Consider the following 23,882-nt stretch of genomic DNA (forward strand, 5'->3'; position numbering starts at 1 on the left):
GAAACCTCCTTCTGGTCAGATTGGCGTTAGTTAGTTCAGGGGGCACTGGTTCAGCGACAACAGGTTGTTGTTCCACCGACCATCCGCGTAAGTGCGGACATAAGGGGCTTTCCCCGACTCGCGAACCACGCCGATATCAGCGCGCTTCCCGTTTTCTGGGTCCAACACGAAGAACGTGTTGGTCTTGGCCTCGATGCTTTCGATCACTTGCTCCCGCGTCCACGTCCAGCGCCCGGGGTTACCGAGATGCGTGATGTGTTCGTGAGTGCTTTGCGGATGTGGTTTCGTAATACAGGTTACTTGGGCGTCAGCCATGGCAGATTCCTTTCTGTGCTTGCCAGCGCCGGGAGCGTCATCTAGAATATGACGAATTCGTCAAGCCCCCGGCCAAAAGAGAGGCCCGAAGGGCCATGACGAACTAGTCAACACAAACTATACGGTATCGTCATGTCTCAGTCAACCCCCCTATCCCCAGCAGTTGTTTTTCAGGAGAGGTTGCGAACGGCGCGCGAGTATCGCGGCCTCAACCAAAGCCAATTGGCCGAAAAGGCCAACATGCAGTCCTCAGCGATTTCCCACTTTGAAACCGGAACGCGCAAGCCGTCCTTCGACAACCTCCGATACCTGGCCGATGCCCTCGATGTGACAACCGACTACCTTTTGGGCCGCGTTGCCGAATTCAAGGATCTAGCCGGGGCCGACAGGCTCCACCGTCACTACGAAGCCCTGGATGGGTCCGATCGTAAGATGGCAGACGATCTCATCACGATGCTCGCCAAACGCGCCGAAGATAAAGGAAAAAAATGAGCGCTGACCCCTACGCCTTTGCGTCACAAGCCGCAGAACAGATCGTCAAAGGCATGGGGGTTACGGCCCTTCCGATCAATCCGTGCACAATTGCAGAGAAGCGCGAAATCGTCGTTCAGGCTAAACCGGTCGAGGACAAAGGGTGCTCGGGAATGCTAGTCCGCCTGGGGAATGATTTCGCCATTGCCTATGCCACGCACCTGCAGAACGAAGGTTTCGAGAATTTCAGCATAGCCCATGAATTGGGGCACTACTTCATGCCTGGCCATGTCGAGGCCGTCATCCAGGGCGAGACCGGAATGCACCTCTCACGCGCGGGCTTTAACTCCGGCAACAAATATGAGGCCGAAGCCGATCGCTTCGCAGCGGGTCTACTGATGCCACGGCATTTGTTCTTTCCCGCCATTGACAGGGCTGGAGAGGGGCTCGCGGCGATCGAGGCTCTCGCGACCTTGTGTAAGACCTCCCTACATGCCACCGCTATCAGGTACACGCAATGCGCCCGCGATCCCGTCGCTATCATCGTCAGTCGCGGCGGAGTCATCGATCACTGCTTCATGTCCGAGGCGCTAAAACAACTTGATGGCATCGACTGGCTTAAGAAACGCGAAGGGGTACCACGCAATACCGCAACATTCGCGTTCAACCAAGTTCCTGCCAATGTTGAGCATGGAGTACGTCAGGAAGAGACCTCAAACCTCCAACACTGGTTTGGCGGCAAGCGCCACATTGAAATTAGCGAAGACGTAGTAGGGCTAGGCCGTTACGGAAAAACCCTGACAGTGCTCTACGGCATCGACCTTCCGGACCCCGAAGAAGAAGAGGATGAGAACAATCTTATCAAGTCCTGGACACCGCGCTTCAAGCGTTAAGGCGGTCGAGGTCGCGCTTTGCTTGACTACGCCCCTGCGGGTTTGGCATCGAGACCGCTTGAGGCAATCTGATCGGCCTGTACACACAGGAGTCAGCCATGCCTCATTTCGATCAGGACGATAGCCCATCGCACCGCCGACCGGCGTTCTACCGCATTGTCGACGTGCTACGCATTACTGCATTGAGCCGGGCGACGTTGTACCGGCGCATCGCGGACGGCAAATTTCCGCATCCGGTGCATTTGGGTGGGCGAGCATGCGGCTGGACACCCTCATCATTGCAAGCCTGGATTGACGACCCTCAGGGATATACCACTGAGCCACCTTGTCAGCCGAGGTCCCATTCTTTGGCGCGAAGGCCAGCATGATGAAGCGGAGCGCCACACGGTCAGTGGCTCGGCATCATAGCGTCTCGCCACGTCTCATTCATCCGACATGGAGAAATTTCGGACACATGTCGGACACGAAGAGGCTGGAAATAGAAAAGGACTTAGCGATTTCTCGCTAAGTCCTTGATATTTCTGGTGGGCTGTGAGTGGCTCGAACACTCGACCTACGGATTAAGAGTCCGCTGCTCTACCAACTGAGCTAACAGCCCGCTTGAACTTGGAACCCCTAAAAACTGACAGGCCCCAAGCAAGTGAGACGAAGATTATACATGCTTTTTTCAAGGCAGGTATCTTGCTTGGCGCGCGGAGCCCCATGGACTTACTTTTTCCCCTTCGCGGGCTCGCGTATTTGCTTCAGCATCGCACCGCACTGCTCGTCGGTCTCGCCGGAGCTTGGCGCGACCAATGCCAACAAACTGGCCACCGGTGTGAGCAGCACGCCTAGCGCCACTGCCCCTGCGCCACGGGCGACCAGGGGCAAGACCTGAACGCCAGCCTTCGGATCGGCAAACGTCCCCTCCACATACAAGGGAGAGCGCAACGAGAACAGCCGCACCCCTTTACTCTCGGGTGAAATATCCAGATCCAGGGTTTCGTTTTTGAAATTGACATTGCCCGCGATACTGACAATGGCGTTCTCCGTATCAAAGACGAAGACTTTCGGCGTCATGACGCCCTGCTTCATTTGCAGGTCGGCGGCACCGCAGTTGATCTTGACTTCTTCGTCGCCGAACAACTTGGTGATCACGTAGTTGCCGACATTCAGCCCGGCGATTTCCATCAGCCCTCTACTGATCACGCCATCATTGACCAGCACCGTGGCATTGCCATTGCCGGTGCCCAGCAACGCGGCCACCGAGTTGCCCGTGCCGCTTAAGGCAACGTCTCCGTTCAATTGGCCCAGCGCCTTTTTCATGGATTCGACATTGGGAAACAGCTGCTTTAAGCGCAGCCCGCGTACGCCGATCTTTGCGCGACCATCCATGGGGGTCTTGGCGCCATCCAGTTTCAGATTGGTGTTGATCGTGCCCCCAGCGAACCCAAAGCGCAGCGGATCCAGGGTCAACAATCCGTTGTCGAGCACCAGGTGTACGTCGAGTTTGCTGATAGGTTTTTTTTCGTCATAAATAATCCGATCAGCCGACAGCGCCACATCGGCATCCATGTCACGCCAACGATTTGTCCGAAACTCCTGCGTGGGCAGGACCTTGCCTGACGACCTTGCCTTATCGCTCTTCTCCTCTTTAGCGGCGGTCTTCTTCTGGTTGCCTGGCTGGACACCGATCAAAGGCCCTAGGTCCTGGAGTCGAAGCAAACGCGAACTCAGCTTGCCTGTGAGCTTGGGACGCGGCGCGCCGGCGCGAAATGTCATATCGCCGTGTAGATCGCTGGCGCCGACCTTGCCGTTGAAGTCTTGATAGTGAAAGACCGACCCCCCTTCGTTTTTCAGACGTGCCACCAGACGCCCGTCGGTGGAATAGCGGGGGGTATCGGGCAAAGTCACACCGGTCAAGGGATACAGGTCAGACATGCTGGCGCCCGAGAGTGCCAGACGCAGATCCAGGGCCCCGAGGTTCGCGGGATCGGTCAAGGTGCCTATCACGGCGATACGCGTTCTGCCGATGGATACGTCGGCCTGCAAGGGAAAAGGGCGATTGGGATCTTGCATGGCCAACATGCCGCCGATCTTGCCTTCCCCTTTTAGGGGTAGGTCCTTGTAGCGTCCATTTACGCTCCAGCCAAAGACGTAATCGTCCCGCACCGCGGCCTTCTTCGATACCGGCACCGGGGTTGCCGCCCCCTGAACACCATCCTCGCCACTGGCGGGCGGCTTAGCGGCCAGTGCTGCCCTGGTCGCGGCGTCAGGGGTCTTGTCCGCGTCAACGGGGGGCTTGGCGTCACTGGTTTTGTTAACGTCAGGCGTCTTCTGGGTATCAGCGACCTGCTTGGCGTCCGACGCTTTCTGAGTGTCAGGAGTCTGCTTGCTTTCGCCTGTCGTCTTGGCGTCGGCGGTTTTCTTGGCGTCGGCGGTCTTTTCTTTTTCAGACACCTGGCCCCCTGTGGCCTTTTCTTTCTTCTGCTCTTTCGACTCCTGCTGCTTTTCCTCATCCTTGCCGCCGCCGGCGATCGCTTCATATGGAATCGGCTTACCAAGTGGGTCAATTTTCGCCTGAACGTCGGCTTGTAGCGTTTCATCACGAAACGCAACTTTCCCTTGGTCAAAACCGATTTGATCGATATCGATCACCCAGGCAGAGGGCTCTGTCTCACCGCTGCCTTCTGGAAAGGTGAACAGCCAGTTCGTGCGCCCGTCTCTCAAACGCTCCAGATTCGCGCTCGGCCTGGTCAATTGAATATTGCGAATGACCACGCGTTGCGCCAATAGCGGCACCGGCGACAGGCTGAGTTCGGCACGCTTGAGCGTGACCATGTCGGGAAACTGTGCCCAGGGAGGATTGCCCACCGCGATGTCGTTGGCCGCCACATGTGGCCAAGGCACCCAGCCACGCCATCCTGGTTCGTCAGCCGAGCGCCGCCATTGAACGGTCAAGTCGCCATTGATGGCGAACGGTCGTCCGATGGCCTCGGAGACCTTCATGTTGATGGTGGGCTTGAGATAATTCCAATTGAAGAGCGCGATGCCGATAATCAGGGCCGCCACCAATAAAACGATGACGGCGCCCAATCCGATCACGACTTTTTTCGTTCGCGTCATGGCGCTCACTCCTTTGCCCGACCCGTCTCATGCAGCCCAGCTGTCCCTTTCCTTTTCAGGATATAGGCCGCGGAGGGAATCAATGCCTAAGAATGTATACGAATTTTTCTAAATCTACCTGACGCGACAACGGTGCTCCCTCTTCTTCAGTGCATTAGTTGTTGACGGTGATGTTTTCTTCACGGATCAAGTCGCCCCATTTTTTGGCATCGCCACGGACGATATCCGAAAAAGCCTGGGGTGTCGTGGGAGACAACTCAACGCCCGTTGACTCGGCGTAGGTTTTCATTTCAGGCGAGGCCAGCACCTTGGCGAACACGGCGTTCAACGAGTCGACCGTCGACGCAGGCGTGTCCTTTGGGGCAAAGACGCCATACCAGTTGTTAGCATAGACATTCGGAATACCCAACTCGTCAAAGGTGGGGACGTCGGGCAATACCGGCGAGCGCTTGGCCGCGGCAATGGCTAACGCCTTGACCTTGCCCGATTTGATATGCGGCATCAACCCGGACACGTCGCCGATAAAGCCCGCTACCTGACCACCGATGGTATCGGTGATGGCAGGCGCAGCCCCCTTGTAGGGCACATGCAGGATGTTGCCTTTTGTGGCCAGCTTGAGCTGAGCAATCGCCATGTGCGGCATGCTGCCGACCCCCGACGAGGCCATGGACAAGCCTTCGCCTTTGACTTGCTTGACGAAAGCCTGAGCGTCCACATAGGGGCTGTTGGGCCCCACTACCAGCACCTCGGGAACGGAGACCAACTGCGAGACGGGGAGGAAATCGTTGATGGGGTCGTAAATCAGCTTGGGATACAAGCCGGGATTGATCGAGATGGCCCCTACCGAACTCACAAACAACTTGTGGCCGTCAGGACGCGCGCGGGCCACATCGGTCGCGGCAATCGCGCCATTGCCACCGGGTTTGTTCTCGACGACCACGGGATGCTTTAGTTCTTTCTCTAGCTGCGCGGCGACAATGCGGGCCAGCGAGTCCGCAGGCCCGCCCGCAGGGAATGCGACAACCAGACTGGTGCTGTCTTGGGCATGTGCCCCGATAGCGGCGATGCCCAACGTCGTGGCGGCGATGCATTTGATCAAACGGCGAACGGGCGCGCGCAAGGTGGTCAGGCGCTTGGCGATGTGTGAATGGGATAGATGAAACACGGTGGTCTCCTGTCTGATTATGGTTTGCCGTCTGAGGTGCGGCGAGTTCGACAAAATGAAATGAACGTCAGACACGCCCTACAGGGTGGTCGCCCCTTGCGTGTTGACGTATAAGGAATAGATCGACGTGCATGACGCCATGAAAAGGCGGTTGCGGTGTTTGCCGCCAAAGCACAAGTTGGCGCAACGCTCAGGCAAGGCGATACGCCCAAGCAATTCACCCTGAGGGGAATACACACGAACACCGTCGAGTTCGGCGGATCCCATGCCCCAACCGCACCAAAGATTGCCTTCAATATCGACGCGAAAGCCATCGGGCGTACCGTCGGCCGCATCAAAGAGCACTCGAGATGCCTCCAGACGCCCGCCATCCTCGGTCACGTCGAACACCAGGATATTGCGCGGACGCGACCGGGACTCAATCACGTACAAGTGCCGCTCATCCGGCGAAAACGCCAGCCCGTTAGGGCCCTGGACGGTATCGCACACCAACGTTATATCGCTGCCGTCAGGGCTGATCCGATAAATCGCGGCGGGTAATTCCTGCTCCGCTTTCTCGCCCTGGTAATAACCGATGATGCCAAAGGGAGGATCGGTGAACCAGATCGACCCATCCGACTTTACGACGACATCGTTCGGCGAGTTCAACCGCTTGCCCTGGTATCGATCGGCCAATACCGTCACGCGGCCATCATGCTCGGTACGCGTCACGCGACGGCCCAGGTGCTCGCAGGTGATCAAGCGGCCCTGCCGGTCCCGGGTGTTGCCATTGGCATTGCCCGAACCATGACGCCAGACATGCGTTTGCTGACTGACCTCATCCCAGCGCATGATGCGATCATTGGAAACATCGCTCCAGAGTAAATAACGGCCGTCGCCAAACCATACCGGCCCCTCGGCCCAGCGACACCCCGTCGCCAAACGTTCGACGGCCGCGAGCGGCAACACAAGTTTCTCGAAACGCGGATCCAGCGTAATAACGGCGGGGTCGGGATAGCGGGTGGGCTGTGCCCCATCAATCGCAGCGTGCACTCATGCCTCCATCAACGACAATTTCCGTAGCGGTAATAAACCGCGCCTCGTCCGAGGCCAGAAACAAGGCGGCGTTGGCCGTGTCCATCCCGTCACCCATGAACGGCAACGGAATGCGCGACTGTCGCTGCGCCAACAACTGCTCTACATCGCCGCCCGCGCGTTGACCGGCCAGGCGTACTTCGACCATGGGGGTATGCATTTGCCCGGGGATCACCGTATTGCAACGAATATTCTGCTTGGCGTGCTCCACGGCCACGACGCGTGACAGCTGAATGACACCCGCTTTGGCGCTGGCGTAGCCGACCTGCGCCGAGCCGGTCCAGCGGATACCGGAAGTGGACGCAATGTTGACGATGACGCCACCCCCTTGGGCCTGCATCACGGGCAAGACATGTCGGCAACCGAGATACACGCTCTTCAAGTTAAAGTCGATCTGGCCATCCCACGCCGCCTCGTCTAAACCGACCGGACCGCCTTTGCGTGAACCGCCCACGTTATTGACCAGAATATCGACGCGGCCCAGCGATTCGACGCAGGCTTGCACCATCTCTTTCACCGCGTCGGTATCCGTCACATCGGCGCACCACGTGGAGATATCTCCCCCCGCTTCGCGCACCCGCTCAACCGTTTCCTTCATGGCGGACTCATCGCGGTCCACGGCAAAAACGCGTGCGCCCTCTTGCGCGAATCGATAGGCGATTGCGCGCCCATTTCCCCAACCCGGACCAACGCTCCCCGCGCCGGTGACGATAGCCACCTTGCCCTGTAAACGACCTGTCATGTTGTGTCTCTCGTAGTGTTGTTATGGCGTCAATGACCCGTAAAAATCCGACGCATGAAAAATTGTCTGCCGATGATCAACGCGCAAAGCTGACCGTACTGCCATCCGGAGGACCGATGTCGAACACGTTGATCGTCATGGAAATCAAGGTGTAATAACCCGCGACCCCGACCAGGTCCACCACGCTATCAGTCCCGAGCACTTCTATCGCCTCTTGATATAACGCGTCCTCGACACGACGCTTCTGCAGCAAGGCACGCACGAATCGATACACCACCGACTCATCGGGTTGGGAAAACACCGGCTCATCGCCTACGCGGATCTGTTCGGCGACGGTCGCATCCAGTCCCGCCTTCACGGCGATGGGATGATGCGCCCACCATTCGAATGAGGCCTCCCACCATGCCGCCATCGTCAGGATGGCCAATTCGGATAGACGAGGGCTCAGGCTAGAGTCGTAACGGCAGTATTGCCCCAGCGCCTGAGCGTGCTCTGCCAGGCCCGCACGATGCAGCCAGATCGCCAATGGCCCACGCACTTTGCCGCGTGGCCCCGAGGCAATCGCGTCATAGATGCGACGCTGATGGTCGGACATATTGTCCAGTTCGGGTGGATTCAATCGGGGCATATTCAGGCCTTTGTCGGTTCTTGCACCAAGCGAAACATGGTGCGTTTGGTATTCACGAAATTGGGGCGAACGCGGTCGCTCCAGGGCGTGGCGCGCACCGCTAGCCATGACGGCGATCCAAACGTTTCGCGCTCCACCAAGTCATAGCAAGCATAAAAGCGCGGCGAGCCTACCTGCGCGACGTAGCGCCGCGCACGCACAGTACCTGGCACGGCGGCCAATCCCGGCAAATGCTCGGTTTCATACCACTGATCGAAATCGGCTTCGGCACCCGGCTTGATATCGGTTTCAACCACATAAAACCAGGCAGCGGCCTGTCCCGTGGAGTGGCCCGCGACGTCCGTCGTCAAAGTCAGGTTGACCACTTGGGCCTGCGGATGCCGCGCACGCAGCACAGCCTGCAACGCCGGCACATCAATCGCAGCCGCTAACCAGGCATAGGTTTCACGGTGGTCCGCTGCGTGATAGATGTGCACATGCGCTTGCGTCACGCCAGGTAAGGCCAGCAACGCAGTGGTGTCCAAGGTCTCTTCCGGAAATTTGATCAGCATTGCTTCCATACTTGTGGTGTGTGAGGTTAGGGATTTCGTGATGAACGGCAGCGCGCTCAGGGAGCGAATCGGTACAACGCTTGCGGGTTGTCCACCAGTATCTGGCGCTGCATGGCAGGATCCGGGCACAAGCGCAGAAAGGTATTGAGCAACTCACCATCGTCCGGCATGTCGCCCGCCACATTGGGATGGGGCCAGTCCGTGCCCCATAGCAGGCGCTGCGGCATGACGTCCAGCAAGGCCGCCATCAAGGGCTCGGCATCCTGGAAAGGCCGTTTACCCTGGCTCGACACGCGATCCAATCCTGAGATTTTGATCCAGGCATTCGGCTGGTCCCGCAGCGCCAGCAGCGCCTGAAATGCTTCATTAGCGACGCCTTGGGCAGCCGCCACACGGCCCATGTGATCAATGACAAACGGGATAGGCAACGTTTTCAGGCGCGGCAACAAACCCATCAGCGATGCCTGGTCCGAATGAATGCACACATGCCATCCGAATGGCGCGATACGCGGCACGACACGTGCCAACTCATCCCAACCGCCATTGGCCAAATGCGCGACAAAGTTGTAGCGCACGCCACGTACGCCGCGCCGATCCAGTTCGGCGATGTCCTGCTCACTCACATCAGGCGCCACGAGGGCCACGGCGCGGTATTGCCCTGCCCCCTTGTCCAGCGCGTCCAGCGTGGCCGACATGTCGTAGCCATGGCAACCGGGCTGCACGATGACACCTCGGCTGAATCCGAGTTGCTGATGCAACTGACGCAACTGTTCGAATGGGGCATCTGGCGGCGTATAGGGACGCCCTTCGGCGTATGGGAAGACATTGGCCGGGCCAAATACATGGAAATGACTATCGCAAGCCTGTGCAGGCAAGACTTGGCTTGCAGGGGTGATCTGGGCGAGCGGGGCAGCGCAATCGGGCATAGGGATCGCTTCGTTATCGTGACCCCTCATGATGCGCAGCCGGCGCGACCCCGGCAATGGGGTCTAGTGGACTTCTGATATAGAAAAAACGTATACCATTGCCTCTATGGATCTCAAACAAATCCGCTATTTCATTGTGGCCTGCGAGATGCGCAGCCTTTCCCGTGCCGCCGAGGTGCTGGGATTGTCGCAGCCCTCGCTGAGCCGGCAGATTCAATTGTTAGAGGCCGAATTGCGCCATCACTTGTTGATCCGCACGGGTCGGGGGGTCGAACCCACCCCCGCCGGCTTGCGCTTTCTGGCGCACGCCCAGGCGCTGGATGATCTGGCACAACACGCCAGACAAGATATGCGCGCCTATGCATCGACCTCGCAGGCCAAGGTACGCCTGGGGATGCCGCATCGCGTCGCGCGCCGACTGGCCCCGCACATCGTGCAGTCCTTTCGCCGGCAACATCCCCATGCCGCGTTGACCCTGGCTGAAGGGCTCAGCCTGGAAATGAACGAATGGCTGGTCAAGGATCGGGTCGATCTGGCCTTGCTGTACGATCCGCCGCCCTCGACACTCGTGCGATATGAGTCGGTGTACCGCGAGGACCTCGTGCTGGCGTACGGCAAATCCTGTCGGCCGGCTCCGCCACCACGCGTGCGTGCGCGGGATCTGGGCCGCTACCCGCTGGTCTTGCCCAGCGCGCCCAATACGATTCGCGCACTCGTCGATAAGACATGCCGCGATCTCAGTGTCGCGCTGGATATCGCCGCCGAAGTCGACGTCGTGCACACCATCCTGGAAACCATGACCCAGGAAAGCCTGTACACCATTCTGCCGCGTTCCGCGTTAAATGATATGCAAGGGCAAGACTACTTGATTTGCTCGGAGATCATCGACCCCGTGATCATGAACAACCTGACGTTGGCTACCCCCATACGCCAGACGCTGCCGCCTTTCGTCGAGTCGACCGCCAGCATCATTCGCGCGCTGGACATGAAACAACTGTTTGCCTGACGATGTTTTCGGGTGATGGCGTGACGGCGTGCTCACGTGTTTGCATGCTTGCGTGCTCATGAGTTTGCATGCTGCCGCTCTATCCGAGCACGATGCCACCCTCAGACCAACACGGACACCGCTTTGATCTGCGCCCAGGCATGTGTGCCGGACGCCAGCCCTAGTTGATCGCGTGAATAACGGGTGATCCGCGCCAATAAAGGCGTACCATCGGCATCCAATCGCACCAGAATATGATCAGGATGATCCGCCGGCGCCATGTCCTGCACGCGCACCGGGATCACATTCACAATGCTGCTTTGTTCGGGATGCACCAGCGTGATACTGACGTCGCGGGCCTTGACGGCCAGCCGGACAGTAGAGCCCAACGGCAACGATGGATGCACGACACGCAGGCAAGCACTGCTGCCCGGCAACTGTACGGCCATCAACTGATAGTCGGCATCAAACATCGTGACAGCACCTTCGACGACGACCGAAGCGTCATCCGCTCGGGCCAAGGGCAGATCCAGCCTCGTCAGCATCTGGGCAATGTCGCCGCTGGCCAACGCACGGCCCTCGCTCAGCAACACCAGATAATCGGCCAGGCGCACGACCTCCTGGGGAGCATGGCTGACGTAGATCACCGGGATGTCCAGCTCGTCGTACAGCCGCTCGAGATAGGGCAAAATTTCTTGCTTGCGCGCCATGTCCAGCGACGCCATGGGTTCGTCCATCAGCAACAAGCTCGGACTGGTCAGGAGCGCGCGTGCGATGCCGACCCGCTGACGCTCGCCACCCGATAAACCCGCGGGCATGCGAGACAACAAATGCGTAATGCCCAACAGCTCCGTCGCCTGACGCAGATCCACGCGGCGCTGCACCGCGGGAATGCGCTTCAGGCCGAACGTCAGATTGCGCTGCACCGTCAGGTGCGAAAACAAGCTGGCCTCTTGAAAGACATATCCCAGCGAACGCCGATGCGTGGGCACGGCGACGCCGGCCTCGGTATCGAGCCACACTTCTCCGTTGACCCGTAAATAGCCCTGCGTGACAGGCGCTAAACCAGCAATGCAGCGCAGGCAGGTTGTTTTGCCTGAACCAGAATGTCCATAAAGCACGGAAACGCCGCGCCCGGGCAAGTGTAGATCGACATCCAGCGAAAAATCAGGGTAATCCACCCGAAAGCGCGCTTCGATGCCCGTGTTCGACGAGAGAGCAGCCTGATCAGAGAGTGACATGTCCGACCTGACGCTCCATCACCACAGTGGCGAGGTACGCCGTCGCGTATACAACAACAGCAGCACCACAAACGCGAAGACCACCATGCCGCCCGACAACCAATGCGCCTGTTCGTACTCCAGGGCCTCCACATGATCGAAAATCTGGACGGACACGACACGGGTCTTGCCCTCGATATTGCCCCCCATCATCAACACCACTCCGAACTCGCCCACCGTATGGGCAAAACCCAGGATGGCGGCGGTGATAAATCCCGGGCGTGCCAGCGGCAACACCACGGAAAAGAAGCAATCCAGCGGGCTGGCGCGCAACGAAGCCGCCTCCTCGAGAGGGCGAACACCGATAGCCTCGAACGCGTTCTGCAAGGGCTGCACGACAAAAGGCAGGGAGTAAATCACCGAGGCCACGACCAGACCACTAAACGTGAAGGGCAATATTCCCAGGCCTAGCGCTTGCGTCGCCTGCCCCACCCAGCCGTGCGGGCCCGTCGCGACCAACAAGTAAAACCCCAACACCGTGGGCGGCAAAACGAGCGGCAACGCGACGACGGCACCCACCGGCCCTTTGAAGCGCGAGCGGGTGCGCGCCAGCCACCAGGCGATTGGCGTGCCAACCAGCAACAGCAACAACGTCGTCAACGATGCAAGTTGAATCGTCAGCCAAATGGCGGCAACGTCGGCAGAGTCCAGGGGCATGCAATATTGCCTTTATTGGCCGCTTGATTGATAACCGTACGATTTGATGATCTCGGCGGCCTTGGGGCCTTTGAGATACTCGACAAACGCGGAGGCGACGGGATTGCCTTTACCCTTGTCCAGGACGACCGCATCTTGTTTGATAGGGTCATGCAGCGAACTGGGCACCATCCAGGCCGACCCACCGTTCAGTTTACCGTCCTTGAAGATTTGCGATAGTGCGACAAAACCCAGTTCGGCATTGCCGGACGACACGAACTGCAGGGTTTGGCCGATGCTCTGCCCTTCAACGATTTTCGGCTTCAGCGTGTCGGTGAGCCCCAGTTTTGCCATGACTTGGGTGGCGGCCAAGCCATACGGCGCGGCCTTCGGATTGGCAATGGCCAGATGCCGGAACGTATCCTGCTTTAACACCGCGCCCTGATCATCGACATAATCGGCTTTGGCAGACCACAACGCCAGCGCCCCCACGGCGTACGTGAAACGCGACCCCGGCACGGTCAGGCCCTCGGCCTCGAGCTTGGCCGGGCGCTCGTCGTCCGCCGCCAGAAACACCTCGAACGGCGCGCCATTTTTGATTTGTGCGTAAAACTGCCCCGTCGCCCCAAAGGACGCGAGGACCTTGTGGCTGGTATCCTGCTCAAACTGCTGTGCGATCGCCTGCATGGGGGCAGTAAAGTTCGCCGCGACGGCGACTTGCACTTCGCCCGCCAGGGTCGATGTGGCGATGGAAAACAAGCCAGTCGCTACCAGAACAGCAGGGCACAAAGTACGCATGGCAGGGGGGTTCCAAGGATTGAGAATTTCGCTATATACAATACTATATAACGAAAATATTCCCCCACGCCGATGGCGCCTAACTGCTCGCCAATCTCGGCGGCCCTTCCGCGACATTCGACAAGGGAGACGTCGGCTGCCCCTCCTCAGCGTCGGGTAATGGCGGCATCGACAGTCCTTCCTCTGCATTCGACAATCGCGACGTCGACGGCTCCTCTACGCCGTCCGATAATGGAGACGTCGACGGCTCCTGAATACCGCCGGGTAATGGAGGCATCTGCTGTGTACGGTTCCACGGCATCGGCGCCGGCAACACTAAATGGGAGTATGAATAGGCCAAATCGACGGCAATCACGATTCCCAACACGACCGGATGTCCTGTCAGAGCCAGCGTGGCCACCAATTTCGCGCCCGTGACAGTGGCACCCAGCATGTCGCCTTGACTCAATTTCGACACGAGCTTGACCGAGCTGACCAAGCCACTCGTCACGAGACCGTGACTTCCGATGCCAATGCCCACTTGAACCGCAGCGTCAACTATACGATCAAGACACGCAACCGCGTTAATGCTGCAAGTAATAAACAGCACGCCATCGAGACTGATGAAACTGCCATTCAGGCAATTTCTGAATGCGACAACGCTTCCCACCACGTTCAAGGCGGCAAAAGTGGAATCCAGCGTGATACTGCCGATGGTGCACAACGTGTCGTAACTCGTATGCGCGACGGGCTCCAGCGCCAATGCCGCAGCCGCGGTCTTCATGGCGTCTCCCGTCCCTCCTTTCACAGCGTCAATCATGGACGTATCAGGAGAAAACGGCGCCAACACCGGCGTTATCGTGGGGGCGGTTTGCATTTTTTCTCGTCACACAAGCGCAATGGGACCCGTGTCCGGGGATGCGGGGGAGACATCGATCGATGTCGTTGCTGTCAGGATTTGCTCGATGTCACCGCTGACGATGGCAGTCGCCAACGCGTCGATATGCTCGACAAACGCGGTCAACGTAGCGGCGAACGCCTGCTCGGTCCAATTTTCCGGTGCAGGCACCCAACTCAATCGCAACGCGATCTCCCGGGTATCGGGCGCCAGTCCCACACACCCCATGCCGGAACAGCTCGGCGCCATATTGAGGGCTAGCAACGCCAGTAAGGTATCCACCCGGACCGACGCGTCGGCGATACCGAGTATTCCTGTAAATACCAACACGCCATGCCCAGGCACGGGGGTAATACCCAGCGCCTGGCCCTGTTTGGTCTTGAGAACCATGGCCCCGCTATCATCGAGGCAGATCGGAATACCCAGGGCCTGCTCCAGGCGGCTCCCCCAGCTACGTAGTATCGCCACGGAATCGATTGCCATGTCTACAGCCAAATAGAGTTGGACTGCAGACTAAGTAACTGCGGAGAGCTTCAAGTTCCAATCATCAATTGCAGGCAGCCCATGACCTGGATCAGGAAACCAAAATACGCAGCGGGTCACTCAGCAACATGTTTGCCCAATCTGCGCGTACGTCGTCACACGCCGGCCCAAGCGCCAGCGTGCCTTGTGCGTTTTAGGTGTTAACGAGATGGCCCGCTATTACTTCATGGCCTTCAGCATGTCTGCGCTGATTGTCTGCAAATTCGACAGCCCGGTCGTCACGATATACCAGCCGTTCGGATCGGCGTAGTAGACATGCCCGGTCTTGTACGCGCGCGTCTGGCTCAACTCGGGATGTTTGGCCAGGGTTTGTGCCGCCGTCCTTTCACCACCATTGATGGCGCCGCGATCCAGAACAATCAACCAATCGGGGTCTGCGTTTACCGCGGCGGTGAGGGTCTCGGCGCGCTTGGCCGTGGCGGCTTTGGCTTCGGGCGAACCCGGTTCGGGGCGCGGCTGTGACGGCGTGTTGGGATCGTTGGCCGGCAAGACGGATTTCAAACCCGACAGTTCGTACGCGTAGCCGAACCGGTCACCAGGCGCGTGAGCCATCACATTGCCTTTGACGGCAAAGAGAAAGACACCGGTTTTACCTTGATTGGCCGCATGCAATTGCTCAACCGCGCCATTGAGCTTGGCCAATGCTGCGCTTGCCTGGGCTTGCTTGCCAAAAGCTTTGCCGATGGCATTGGTGCTGGTCTCGACGGAAGACAAAAATGCCGTCGGGTCGGCCGTAAAGCTGACAGTGGGTGCGATTTTCTCTAGCTCCGGGATCGCCTTTTGACTACGGCCACCCGCGAAAATAAGATCCGGTTTGATCTCTTTCAAGACGGCATAGTCGGGCTCGAACAGCGATCCAACGACGGTGGTCGTGCTAAACGGCGCTAGCCCCCCTTCGTAGGTCGATTTCGGTACCCCGGCGACAGGGATATCCAGGGCATGCAAGGTATCCAGAATCCCCAAATCGAAGGTCACGATTTTTTCGGGCGTCGTAGGCAGTGTTAATGCGACCTCGTCATGCGGTAACTCGAACGCAAACGACGAGAAAGAGGCGAAAACCGATCCTGCCAACAAAATCCAGGGTTTCACAGCGGTAGTACTCCTTGTTGCGACGGGGGCCGTCACTGCTTAATAATGATATTGATTGTCAATATCAAGTATATCGGCAAACCCAAGGCAGCTTACAAAGAGCTAAACAACACATGTTGCACCGCGTTACGTGGTCCAGCGCATGATCAAGAAAATCAACAGGACCGGGCCGGCATTGAACATGCCATGCAACAACATGGCCGCGCCTATGCCGCGCCGCACGCGCATCCATCCCACCACCAGACCGGCAGACCACTGCGGCAACACCAGCAGCGGCAGCATCCAGTAGGCCGAGTCAGTCAACCGGAAATTGCTCAGGTGTACCCCGGCAAACACCAGGGCGGACAGGTGATAAACCCACGGGAAGCGCCAGCGATAGTACCGGCGCCATTCCATTTTCCAACCCGTGCGCTTGATCCGGCCACGGCGTAGCGGCAAGCAGGCCAGCACGATCACCATACCCACCCACGCCAAGGTCCACCCCTGCGCGCCCCACAGCAGTGGCGGCAACATGGCGGGACACACCCATAACACCTGTCCAGGTCGACGCAGGCCATAGCGAAACAGCATTTCTTCGATGAGAGGTGCCCACAGGATCGCTGTCAACCAAGGAATCGCGGCGGGGTCGATACGATGGGCCGCGCCGCCCGAATTGGCCGCGATCACAGCAATCGGCCCCAACGCGACAAAATTCAGGGCCCACAAGACGCAAGCCCACGCGAACAAGCGCCCGAAAGGCAGGCCCGGCCACCAATCGGAGGACAAGCCGCTGCCGGTACGACGCCCAGGCAATCGTCTCAAATCCGGCTGCTGTAAAAACTGCCAGAAATCGGCGACCTCTTGGCGAAAGCGGAGATTTCCTTGCGATGGCGCCAAAGGAGTACTCATCAATTCAGGCCGTGTTGCCACTGTGCAATTGGCGTGTGGCCAGATCAAAGTCGCCATCCAGCATGGCCGGTACGACGATACGGCAACGACGGATGACTTCGTCGATCCCTGTTTGTTCGTCGCGGCGCGGTGGATGCAACACAAAATCCACGACCTGTTGAGCCAGCCCCAGGGTCCGGGGATGGCCGATACCGATACGCAAGCGCCAAAAATTGGGACTGCCCAATGCAGCCTGAATATCTTTCAGGCCATTATGGCCGGCGTGCCCGCCCCCTTGTTTGAGCTTGACCTGCCCGGGCAGCAAGTCCAGTTCGTCGTGCAACACCAGCACCTGTTCGGGTGCGAGTTTGTAAAACCGCGCTAGGGCGCCGACGGATTGACCAGACCGGTTCATATAGGTGATCGGCTTGACCAGCAATACGTTCTCGCCCGCATGACGCGCCTTGGCAACCAGGCCGAAAAAACTTTTTTCCAGATTGAATTGGGCACGCAAATCATCTGCGAGATGATCGGCAAGCCAAAAACCGGCGTTATGGCGAGTGGTTTCGTAGTCGGGGCCTGGGTTACCCAAGCCCGCGATAAGGCGGATGGCAGTAGACATGGTGAGAATAGTAAAGGGGAAAGGCTACCGAGCCGTCGCGCATACAAAAACCCAGGCGGCCCGGCAATAAAAAACCCTGCACATGCTAACGCACACGCAGGGTTTTAGCCCGACACCCGACGCAGGTCGGGTTAATGGAACTTAGGCTTCAGCAGCAGGCGCAGCGTCAGCGGCGTCTTCGTCAGCGGCACCAGCACCACCGCCCTTGACCACAGCCGTCGCCAGCAGCGGGTTGGCTTCGCCACCGTGCGGCACGTACGTGACGCCCTTGGGCAGCTTGATGTCGGCCAAGTGCACCGAAGCGCCGGCCAACAGATTCTTCAGGTCGACTTCGATGAACTGGGGCAGAGCCGCCGGCAAGCAGGTGATTTCCAGCTCGGTGTTGATATGGCTGATCACGGCGCTGCTGAGTTTGACCGCGGGCGACTCGTCGCCGTTGATGAAGTGCAGCGGCACTTTGGTGTGCAGGGCCTGACCGGCATCGACGCGTTGGAAGTCAACGTGCAGAACTTGCGGCTTGTAGGAGTGCCATTGAACCGAACGCAACAGAACGGGTTCTTCCTTGCCTTCGAATTGCATTTGCAGGATCGAAGCGTGGAATTGTTCTTTACGCAGGGCGTGGAAAATTTCGTTGTGGTCGAGTTCAACGTTTACGGGGGCAGCCTTACCGCCATAAACAATGGCAGGAACGCGACCCGCGCGGCGCAGGCGGCGGCTCGCACTCGAACCCTGGACGCTACGCGCAGTGGCAGTGAATTTCATGGATAACTCCAAACAGACTGGCAGTCGCAAAACTGCCTGTTAAGTGACACGGAACGCGACGCGCGGACCGTGTTGTTTACGCGCCTGCCGCGACCAGCAGGCGAGCAAATACGAAATAGGGGTCGATAAGCGTTAACTCAGTCGACGAACAGCGAGCTGACCGATTCGGCGTTGGAAATACGCAGAATGGTTTCGCCCAACAACGCCGCACACGACAACTGGCGGATCTTGGTGCTGCCCTGGCCTTGTTCGGACAGCGGAATCGTGTCGGTCACGACCAGTTCGTCAAGCTCTGAAGCCTCGATACGGTCGATCGCGCCACCCGAGAGCACAGGGTGCGTGCAATAGGCGTAGACGGCGCCAGCGCCACGGTCCTTGAGGGCCTGGGCGGCCTTGCACAGGGTGCCGGCGGTATCGACCATGTCATCCATGATGATGCAGGTGCGACCGTCGACTTCGCCGATGATATTCATGACCTCGGAGACATTGGCTCGCGGACGACGCTTGTCGATGATGGCCAGATCGGCTTCGAGCTGCTTGGCCAGGGCACGGGCACGCACCACGCCGCCAATATCAGGCGACACCACCACCAGATTGGACAAATCGCGGCGCCAGATATCGCCCAGCAAGATCGGGCCGGCGTAAATGTTGTCAACCGGAATGTCGAAAAAGCCCTGGATCTGATCGGCGTGCAAATCCATGGTCAGCACGCGGTCAACGCCCGCGACTTGCAACATGTTGGCCACGACCTTGGCCGAGATGGCCACGCGCGCGGAGCGCGGGCGACGGTCTTGGCGGGCGTAACCGAAATACGGGATGGCGGCGGTAATCCGGCCTGCCGAAGCCCGGCGCAACGCATCGACCATGACCATGATTTCCATCAGGTTGTCGTTGGTCGGGGCACAGGTGGGCTGCAAAACAAAAACGTCTTTGCCACGCACATTTTCGTTGATCTCCACCATGACCTCGCCGTCGGAAAAACGGCCAACGGTCATTTTCCCGAGAGACATATCAAGATGGTTGACAACGTCTACGGCCAGCCGGGTATTGGCTGTGCCGGTGAAGATCATGAAGCTATCGTTTGCCATGATAGAAGCTGCTGCGATGGTCAGTGAAGACGCGAGAACGTGTATTGCCGTGTGCAATCAATCTTGCCGAAATCGGCAAATAAAAAAGCTGCTGAACTGAGGCCAGTGTCTGACGGGCGTGTTCAACAGCTTTTTTATGTATTTTTTTGGCTGGGGAGGAAGGATTCGAACCTTCGCATGCTGGAATCAAAATCCAGTGCCTTAACCAGCTTGGCGACTCCCCAACTATCTTGCAACCCAATTCCGCAACGGATGCTCAGTTAACCCGGAACACACCCGTATCAACCTGAATCCTGCCTGCGAGTTGCCAGTTAATTCACCAGCGACGCGCATTGTAGCGGTAATTTCCCGCTCTGCCAAAACGGCCTGTTTCGCAGTGGCGTACTGGGCGAACAAACACGCACCAGACCCAGACATGCGGACATGTATGCCATGTCCCGATAGCCACTGCGCTGCTTGTGAGACCTCCACATAGCGGCGGTAAACCACCGGTTCCAAGTCGTTTCTGCCAAAAAATCCCGGCGCTGCCTGCTGTGCAGAACCTGTGCCAAAATTTTGTGAAGCAAGAAAGTCCGTTATTTTGACGGAAGAAGAATTCCTTGTCAAATCCGGATCGGAAAAAATATTAGCCGTAGGCACACTCACGTCGGGTTGGGCCACCAAATAGAAGGCGGGCGGCAACGTCAGTGGCGTGAGGTCTTCCCCGACGCCCTCGGCGAATGCCGACTGTCCAAATACGAAGACAGGTACATCCGCGCCCAACGGCAGGGCCAATGCCATCAACTCGCGGCGCGACAGGCTGGTGCCCCACAGGCGATTCAGCGCGATAAGTGTCGAGGCGGCATCGCTCGACCCGCCTCCCAGCCCGCCCCCTTGGGGGATCTGTTTTTCGAGCGTGATGCTCACGCCTTGGCGTGTTCCCGTTGCCTGCTGCAATGCACGGGCGGCACGCACGGTGAGATCCTGCTCGGAAGGCACACCCGGCAGGTCGGAAACGCGCTCAATACGGCCATCGCCACGCGCCTCGAAATGCAAGGTGTCGCACAGATCGATAAACCGGAACACGGTTTGCAGCAGGTGATAACCATCATCGCGACGGCCCACCACATGTAAAAACAAATTCAGCTTGGCCGGCGCGGGGACGTCATACATCATGGTTCATTGACGGCCAGCCGCACGGAAATGCGACGCCCCGGCTCTACACGTTGCAGTACCAGCAATCCCGGGCCTTGCGTGTCGTAACGAGACAGACGCGCCTGCCAGTCAGCCTGACGGAACGACACGGGACGACCCAGCTCGTCACGCTGCAAGTCCGTCGCCGCCCCCTCTACAACGCGACCACGCATCCAGTCGCGCAAATGAGATACGGGTATTGGACCGCCCAGGGCTTCTTCAGCCAGAGCGTCAGGGCTCGAGGCCTCGAATACCGCACCATCCGCTTTGGTCAGCGTGGCATGTCCGGGACGGCCTTCGACTCGCGCCTGAATAGACCCCAACGGACTCGTCAGATCCAGTCGATAGCGATCACCATCGTCTTGCCAATTAAAGCCCCCTTGCACGGCCTGCTGCTGCCCGTCCGCCTCGGTCACGGTGATGGCAAAACGCCCACTGCGAGAAAACGCACCATCGGCGGTGCCCGGTGGCGCGGTAGGCACACTCGTGCAGGCGGCTACGCCTGCGCATACCGCCACGGCCAGCCACGTACGCAGCGTTGCGAAGCCCCAGGTCATTGAGCCCCTCCAAGCGGTACGCCCAGCCGCTTGGCCGTATCAATCAGCGTGCGATTTTGGGGATCTTTTTTGAATCCGGCCTGCAGCAGTTCCTGGGCTTGGGCGCGCTGGCCGCCGGACCACAGCACTTCGGCCCAATGCGCAGCAATATCAGGCTCGGGCCGCTGGGCATAGGCGCGAGACAGGTAATCCGCGGCGGCCTGTTTATCGCCCATGCGGAATTTGACCCAGCCCATGCTGTCCAGGACGAACGGATTATCGGGCAACAACTCCATAGCCTGCGTAATCAGATCAAGCGCCTCGGGCAACCGCTCATTGCGATCGGCCAGCGTGTATCCCAGCGCGTTGTAGGCGTGTGCGTGTTCGGGGTCCAGCGCAATAACTTGACGCAGTTGCGCCTCCAGGTCCTTGTAGCGCTCCTGGCGTTCGTACAGCATGGCCAGTTCGTACTTGATTTCGACCGTATCGGGCTGGGCCTGATTAGCGATTTCGAGGACCTTTACCGCATCGTCAATGCGATCGGCATCGCGCAGGATCTGCGCTTTGGTCAGCACCCCTTGTATCTGGTCTTCTTCGTCGTTCGGTTGCGCCGCATCCACCATGGACAAGGCTTCGTCGATGCGTCCTTGCTTGGCCCGCAGTGCGGCCTGGCGCATTTGGGCGGAATAACGCAGCGCCGGATCATCAATCTGATTCAGTTGCGCAATGGCTTCGTCGTATTGCCCCTGGTCCTCGGCGATGCGGGACAACAGCACGCGGGCGTCGGCCTCGGCCGCACCGGCATCGCTCGCGCCTTCAGCGATAGACTCCTGACGCTGGTTTTGCACCGAGAGATACTCTTGCAGCAACAAGCGCGCCTGATCTTTGTGATCGGCCTTGTAGGCCAGTTGTGCTTGCATGTAAAGCAGGTCGAAGTCCTCGGGCGAACGGCGCGCCATCGCCTGCAACTCGGCGAGCGCCGCGTCGTAATCGCCACGGTCGGCCAACATGCCCGCCAGAGACAAATGCACTTTGCGCGCGTCAGGATGCTTGACCAGGAAGGCGCGGGCTTCGCTTTCCGCGCGCCCGGGATCGACCAGAGCGCCATACTCCAATACCCGTTGCGCGGCGGCTTCCGAGTCGGGGTCCGCTTGTAATGCCGCGCGAGCCTCTGCCACCGCCCGATCGCTTTCCCCGGCGGCCTGGGCGATATCGGCAAGTGCCAGATGCGCCTCGGACAGCTTGCGCACCTCGGGGCTGAACGACTCATCCAGAATCTTCAGCGCCAGGCGGCGGTCATTCAAACGACCAATTACCGCCAGCGCCTGTCCGATCGCAAAGGGCTTGTCCGGCGAAGCGTCAATACGCTTGCGTAACGCCGCCGCCAATCCGGCGGTCTGGCCATTGGCAGCCGCCAGGGCCAATTCGGTCGAGCTGGCTTCGATGTCGGTGGGAGCCTGTCGCGACCAAGTGCGAGCGGCCTCGAGTGCCCCGCCCAAATTGCCGCCGGCCAACTGGAACTCCAGGGCACGACGCGCCAACCGGGGATCTCCGGTTTCCTGAGACAGGGTCAATAGCGTTGCGGCCGCCGTATCGTACATGCCGCGCTGCGCGGCGACCTCGGAGGCCATCACGCGAAAAAAAATGTCCGCCGTCAGCGAAACATAAGGCAACTGCCCGGGACGCAAGCGGATAATTTGCGTTTCCGGCACCCGTGGCTTCGTTGACATCCGTGGCCCCGTCGCATCGCCCGGAACGGCATCGGCGGCCAGCGCCGGCAGGGGCAACAAGCCCGCCAGCGCAAACGTCAGTATCGTAGGTAGGAAATGAGCTGATTTGAATGACGACTTCACACGACCCGCCTGGTTGATGGCACAATCATCTGTACACGTTTGATCATCTTACACTGGCTCATGCCGGAACTCCCCGAAGTCGAAACCACCCGCCGCGGGATTGACCCCGTGATTACGGGCAAAACACTGCGTCGCCTGGTCGTGCGCGAATCGCGTATGCGCTGGCCCATCCCCGACGATCTACCTGCGTTGCTGTCCGAGCGGACCGTACTGGAATGCGCGCGCCGCGGCAAATATCTGTTACTACGTTTTGAGCATGGTACCCAGATTGTGCATCTGGGCATGTCCGGATCGCTGCGCAACGTGCTGGCCGGCGACATCCCGCTCAAACACGACCACGTCGACTGGGTCTTTGATCACGCCATCCTGAGGCTGCACGATCCGCGCCGTTTTGGCGCCGTCTTATGGCATCCCGAGAACGATGGGCCCATCATGTCCCATCCCTTGCTGGCCAAGCTGGGCATTGAACCCTTTGACCCCCGGTTTGACGGCGCCTGGCTGCATCAGCAGTTTCGAGGTCGCAGCATCGCCATCAAACAAGCCCTGCTCGCCGGCAGCGCCGTGGTGGGCGTGGGCAATATCTACGCCTCGGAAAGCCTGTTTCGCGCCGGCATCGATCCACGCACCCCCGCCAGCCGTGTCTCGCGGGCGCGCTGCACGCGATTGGCGGATTGCGTACGCGCGACGCTGGGCGACGCACTGGCCTCGGGCGGCAGTACGTTGCGCGACTATGTCAGCGCCACTGGCCAGCCCGGCAGCTATTTCGAGATTCATGCGGCAGTGTACGAGCGCGATGGCCGACCCTGCCGGGTCTGCGGTACGCCTATCCGCCGACTGGTCCAGGGCCAGCGGGCGACCTATTACTGCCCGAGCTGCCAACGACGCTGAGAGGCCTGGCGGATT

The 23,882-nt window shown here is 59.1% G+C and carries 25 protein-coding genes, 2 tRNA genes and 1 pseudogene; 5 read left to right on the forward strand and 23 right to left on the reverse strand.

Going from position 1 to position 23,882, the window contains the following annotated elements; translation table 11 throughout:
- Positions 1–30: 30 nt before the first annotated feature.
- A complete protein-coding gene (locus ACYVDM_RS07060) occupies positions 31–315 on the reverse strand; it encodes a DUF3892 domain-containing protein (RefSeq protein ID WP_415791742.1) in 285 nt (94 codons plus the stop codon).
- Positions 316–447: 132 nt separating this feature from the next.
- Here ACYVDM_RS07060 and ACYVDM_RS07065 point away from each other — a divergent pair, with 132 nt between their 5' ends.
- From ACYVDM_RS07065 to ACYVDM_RS07075, 3 genes are all read left to right on the forward strand, one after another.
- A complete protein-coding gene (locus ACYVDM_RS07065) occupies positions 448–807 on the forward strand; it encodes a helix-turn-helix domain-containing protein (RefSeq protein WP_415791744.1) in 360 nt (119 codons plus the stop codon).
- Positions 804–1,679: an ImmA/IrrE family metallo-endopeptidase gene (locus ACYVDM_RS07070; protein ID WP_415791746.1), complete on the forward strand. Its 876-nt coding sequence runs from the start codon at positions 804–806 to the stop codon at positions 1,677–1,679. Before ACYVDM_RS07065 ends, ACYVDM_RS07070 begins: the two co-directional genes overlap by 4 nt.
- A 98-nt stretch (positions 1,680–1,777) precedes the next feature.
- A complete protein-coding gene (locus ACYVDM_RS07075; RefSeq protein ID WP_415791748.1) occupies positions 1,778–2,047 on the forward strand; it encodes a helix-turn-helix transcriptional regulator in 270 nt (89 codons plus the stop codon).
- Between the two features lie 154 nt (positions 2,048–2,201).
- On the opposite strand, the gene ACYVDM_RS07080 is transcribed toward ACYVDM_RS07075, so the two are convergent.
- From ACYVDM_RS07080 to ACYVDM_RS07115, 8 genes are all read right to left on the reverse strand, one after another.
- A tRNA-Lys gene (locus ACYVDM_RS07080) sits at positions 2,202–2,277 on the reverse strand.
- 110 nt (positions 2,278–2,387) lie between these two features.
- A complete protein-coding gene (locus ACYVDM_RS07085) occupies positions 2,388–4,784 on the reverse strand; it encodes an AsmA family protein (RefSeq protein ID WP_415791750.1) in 2,397 nt (798 codons plus the stop codon).
- 154 nt (positions 4,785–4,938) lie between these two features.
- The gene (locus tag ACYVDM_RS07090; protein WP_415791752.1) at positions 4,939–5,949 is read right to left on the reverse strand and encodes a Bug family tripartite tricarboxylate transporter substrate binding protein; all 1,011 of its coding nucleotides are present in this window, start codon (positions 5,947–5,949) and stop codon (positions 4,939–4,941) included.
- Positions 5,950–6,027: 78 nt separating this feature from the next.
- Positions 6,028–6,981 carry an SMP-30/gluconolactonase/LRE family protein gene (locus ACYVDM_RS07095; RefSeq protein WP_415791754.1) on the reverse strand — a complete coding sequence of 318 codons (954 nt, stop codon included), beginning with the start codon at positions 6,979–6,981 and terminating at the stop codon, positions 6,028–6,030.
- On the reverse strand, positions 6,965–7,765 hold the full coding sequence (locus tag ACYVDM_RS07100; RefSeq protein ID WP_415791756.1) for an SDR family NAD(P)-dependent oxidoreductase: 801 nt from the start codon (positions 7,763–7,765) through the stop codon (positions 6,965–6,967). The genes ACYVDM_RS07095 and ACYVDM_RS07100 overlap by 17 nt, the downstream gene beginning before the upstream one ends.
- A gap of 76 nt (positions 7,766–7,841) precedes the next feature.
- The gene (locus ACYVDM_RS07105; RefSeq protein ID WP_415791758.1) at positions 7,842–8,393 is read right to left on the reverse strand and encodes a carboxymuconolactone decarboxylase family protein; all 552 of its coding nucleotides are present in this window, start codon (positions 8,391–8,393) and stop codon (positions 7,842–7,844) included.
- A 2-nt stretch (positions 8,394–8,395) separates the two neighbouring features.
- Positions 8,396–8,944 carry a hypothetical protein gene (locus ACYVDM_RS07110; protein ID WP_415791760.1) on the reverse strand — a complete coding sequence of 183 codons (549 nt, stop codon included), beginning with the start codon at positions 8,942–8,944 and terminating at the stop codon, positions 8,396–8,398.
- Between the two features lie 56 nt (positions 8,945–9,000).
- Positions 9,001–9,870, reverse strand: a complete 870-nt coding sequence (locus tag ACYVDM_RS07115) for an amidohydrolase family protein (RefSeq protein ID WP_415791762.1) — start codon at positions 9,868–9,870, stop codon at positions 9,001–9,003.
- Positions 9,871–9,976: 106 nt separating this feature from the next.
- On the opposite strand from ACYVDM_RS07115, the gene ACYVDM_RS07120 reads away from it, so the two are divergent.
- The gene (locus ACYVDM_RS07120; protein WP_415791765.1) at positions 9,977–10,876 is read left to right on the forward strand and encodes a LysR family transcriptional regulator; all 900 of its coding nucleotides are present in this window, start codon (positions 9,977–9,979) and stop codon (positions 10,874–10,876) included.
- A 101-nt stretch (positions 10,877–10,977) separates the two neighbouring features.
- Here the strand turns inward: ACYVDM_RS07120 and modC are convergent, their stop codons facing one another.
- The 14 genes and pseudogenes from modC to ACYVDM_RS07190 form a co-directional block, all read right to left on the reverse strand.
- A complete protein-coding gene (modC, locus tag ACYVDM_RS07125) occupies positions 10,978–12,096 on the reverse strand; it encodes a molybdenum ABC transporter ATP-binding protein (RefSeq protein WP_415791767.1) in 1,119 nt (372 codons plus the stop codon).
- Between the two features lie 18 nt (positions 12,097–12,114).
- Positions 12,115–12,792, reverse strand: a complete 678-nt coding sequence (gene modB, locus ACYVDM_RS07130) for a molybdate ABC transporter permease subunit (RefSeq protein WP_415791769.1) — start codon at positions 12,790–12,792, stop codon at positions 12,115–12,117.
- 12 nt (positions 12,793–12,804) lie between these two features.
- The gene (gene modA / locus ACYVDM_RS07135; RefSeq protein WP_415791771.1) at positions 12,805–13,569 is read right to left on the reverse strand and encodes a molybdate ABC transporter substrate-binding protein; all 765 of its coding nucleotides are present in this window, start codon (positions 13,567–13,569) and stop codon (positions 12,805–12,807) included.
- A gap of 79 nt (positions 13,570–13,648) precedes the next feature.
- On the reverse strand, positions 13,649–14,425 hold the full coding sequence (locus ACYVDM_RS07140; RefSeq protein WP_415791773.1) for a hypothetical protein: 777 nt from the start codon (positions 14,423–14,425) through the stop codon (positions 13,649–13,651).
- A 9-nt stretch (positions 14,426–14,434) separates the two neighbouring features.
- On the reverse strand, positions 14,435–14,929 hold the full coding sequence (locus tag ACYVDM_RS07145; protein WP_415791775.1) for a type III secretion system chaperone: 495 nt from the start codon (positions 14,927–14,929) through the stop codon (positions 14,435–14,437).
- Between the two features lie 219 nt (positions 14,930–15,148).
- Positions 15,149–16,078: a siderophore ABC transporter substrate-binding protein gene (locus ACYVDM_RS07150; protein ID WP_415791777.1), complete on the reverse strand. Its 930-nt coding sequence runs from the start codon at positions 16,076–16,078 to the stop codon at positions 15,149–15,151.
- Between the two features lie 126 nt (positions 16,079–16,204).
- Entirely contained in the window at positions 16,205–16,966 is a 762-nt protein-coding gene (locus tag ACYVDM_RS07155; protein ID WP_415791779.1) for a CPBP family glutamic-type intramembrane protease, read from the reverse strand.
- Between the two features lie 4 nt (positions 16,967–16,970).
- Positions 16,971–17,567, reverse strand: coding sequence for an aminoacyl-tRNA hydrolase (gene pth / locus ACYVDM_RS07160; RefSeq protein WP_415791781.1), 597 nt, complete (start codon positions 17,565–17,567; stop codon positions 16,971–16,973).
- 141 nt (positions 17,568–17,708) lie between these two features.
- Positions 17,709–18,329: a 50S ribosomal protein L25/general stress protein Ctc gene (locus tag ACYVDM_RS07165; protein WP_415791783.1), complete on the reverse strand. Its 621-nt coding sequence runs from the start codon at positions 18,327–18,329 to the stop codon at positions 17,709–17,711.
- A gap of 137 nt (positions 18,330–18,466) precedes the next feature.
- A complete protein-coding gene (locus tag ACYVDM_RS07170; RefSeq protein WP_415791785.1) occupies positions 18,467–19,417 on the reverse strand; it encodes a ribose-phosphate pyrophosphokinase in 951 nt (316 codons plus the stop codon).
- A gap of 147 nt (positions 19,418–19,564) precedes the next feature.
- A tRNA-Gln gene (locus ACYVDM_RS07175) sits at positions 19,565–19,641 on the reverse strand.
- Position 19,642: 1 nt separating this feature from the next.
- Positions 19,643–20,572 (reverse strand): 4-(cytidine 5'-diphospho)-2-C-methyl-D-erythritol kinase, encoded by a 930-nt coding sequence (ispE, locus tag ACYVDM_RS07180; RefSeq protein ID WP_415791787.1) that lies wholly within the window; start codon positions 20,570–20,572, stop codon positions 19,643–19,645.
- On the reverse strand, positions 20,569–21,147 hold the full coding sequence (lolB, locus tag ACYVDM_RS07185; protein ID WP_415791789.1) for a lipoprotein insertase outer membrane protein LolB: 579 nt from the start codon (positions 21,145–21,147) through the stop codon (positions 20,569–20,571). Before lolB ends, ispE begins: the two co-directional genes overlap by 4 nt.
- Positions 21,144–23,041 (reverse strand): annotated as a pseudogene (locus tag ACYVDM_RS07190) (tetratricopeptide repeat protein). The gene lolB and the pseudogene ACYVDM_RS07190 overlap by 4 nt, the downstream one beginning before the upstream one ends.
- Here ACYVDM_RS07190 and mutM point away from each other — a divergent pair.
- Entirely contained in the window at positions 23,040–23,867 is an 828-nt protein-coding gene (gene mutM / locus ACYVDM_RS07195) for a bifunctional DNA-formamidopyrimidine glycosylase/DNA-(apurinic or apyrimidinic site) lyase (RefSeq protein ID WP_415791791.1), read from the forward strand. The pseudogene ACYVDM_RS07190 and the gene mutM overlap by 2 nt on opposite strands.
- Positions 23,868–23,882 lie beyond the last annotated feature (15 nt).

The organism is Bordetella tumulicola, from assembly GCF_054779135.1.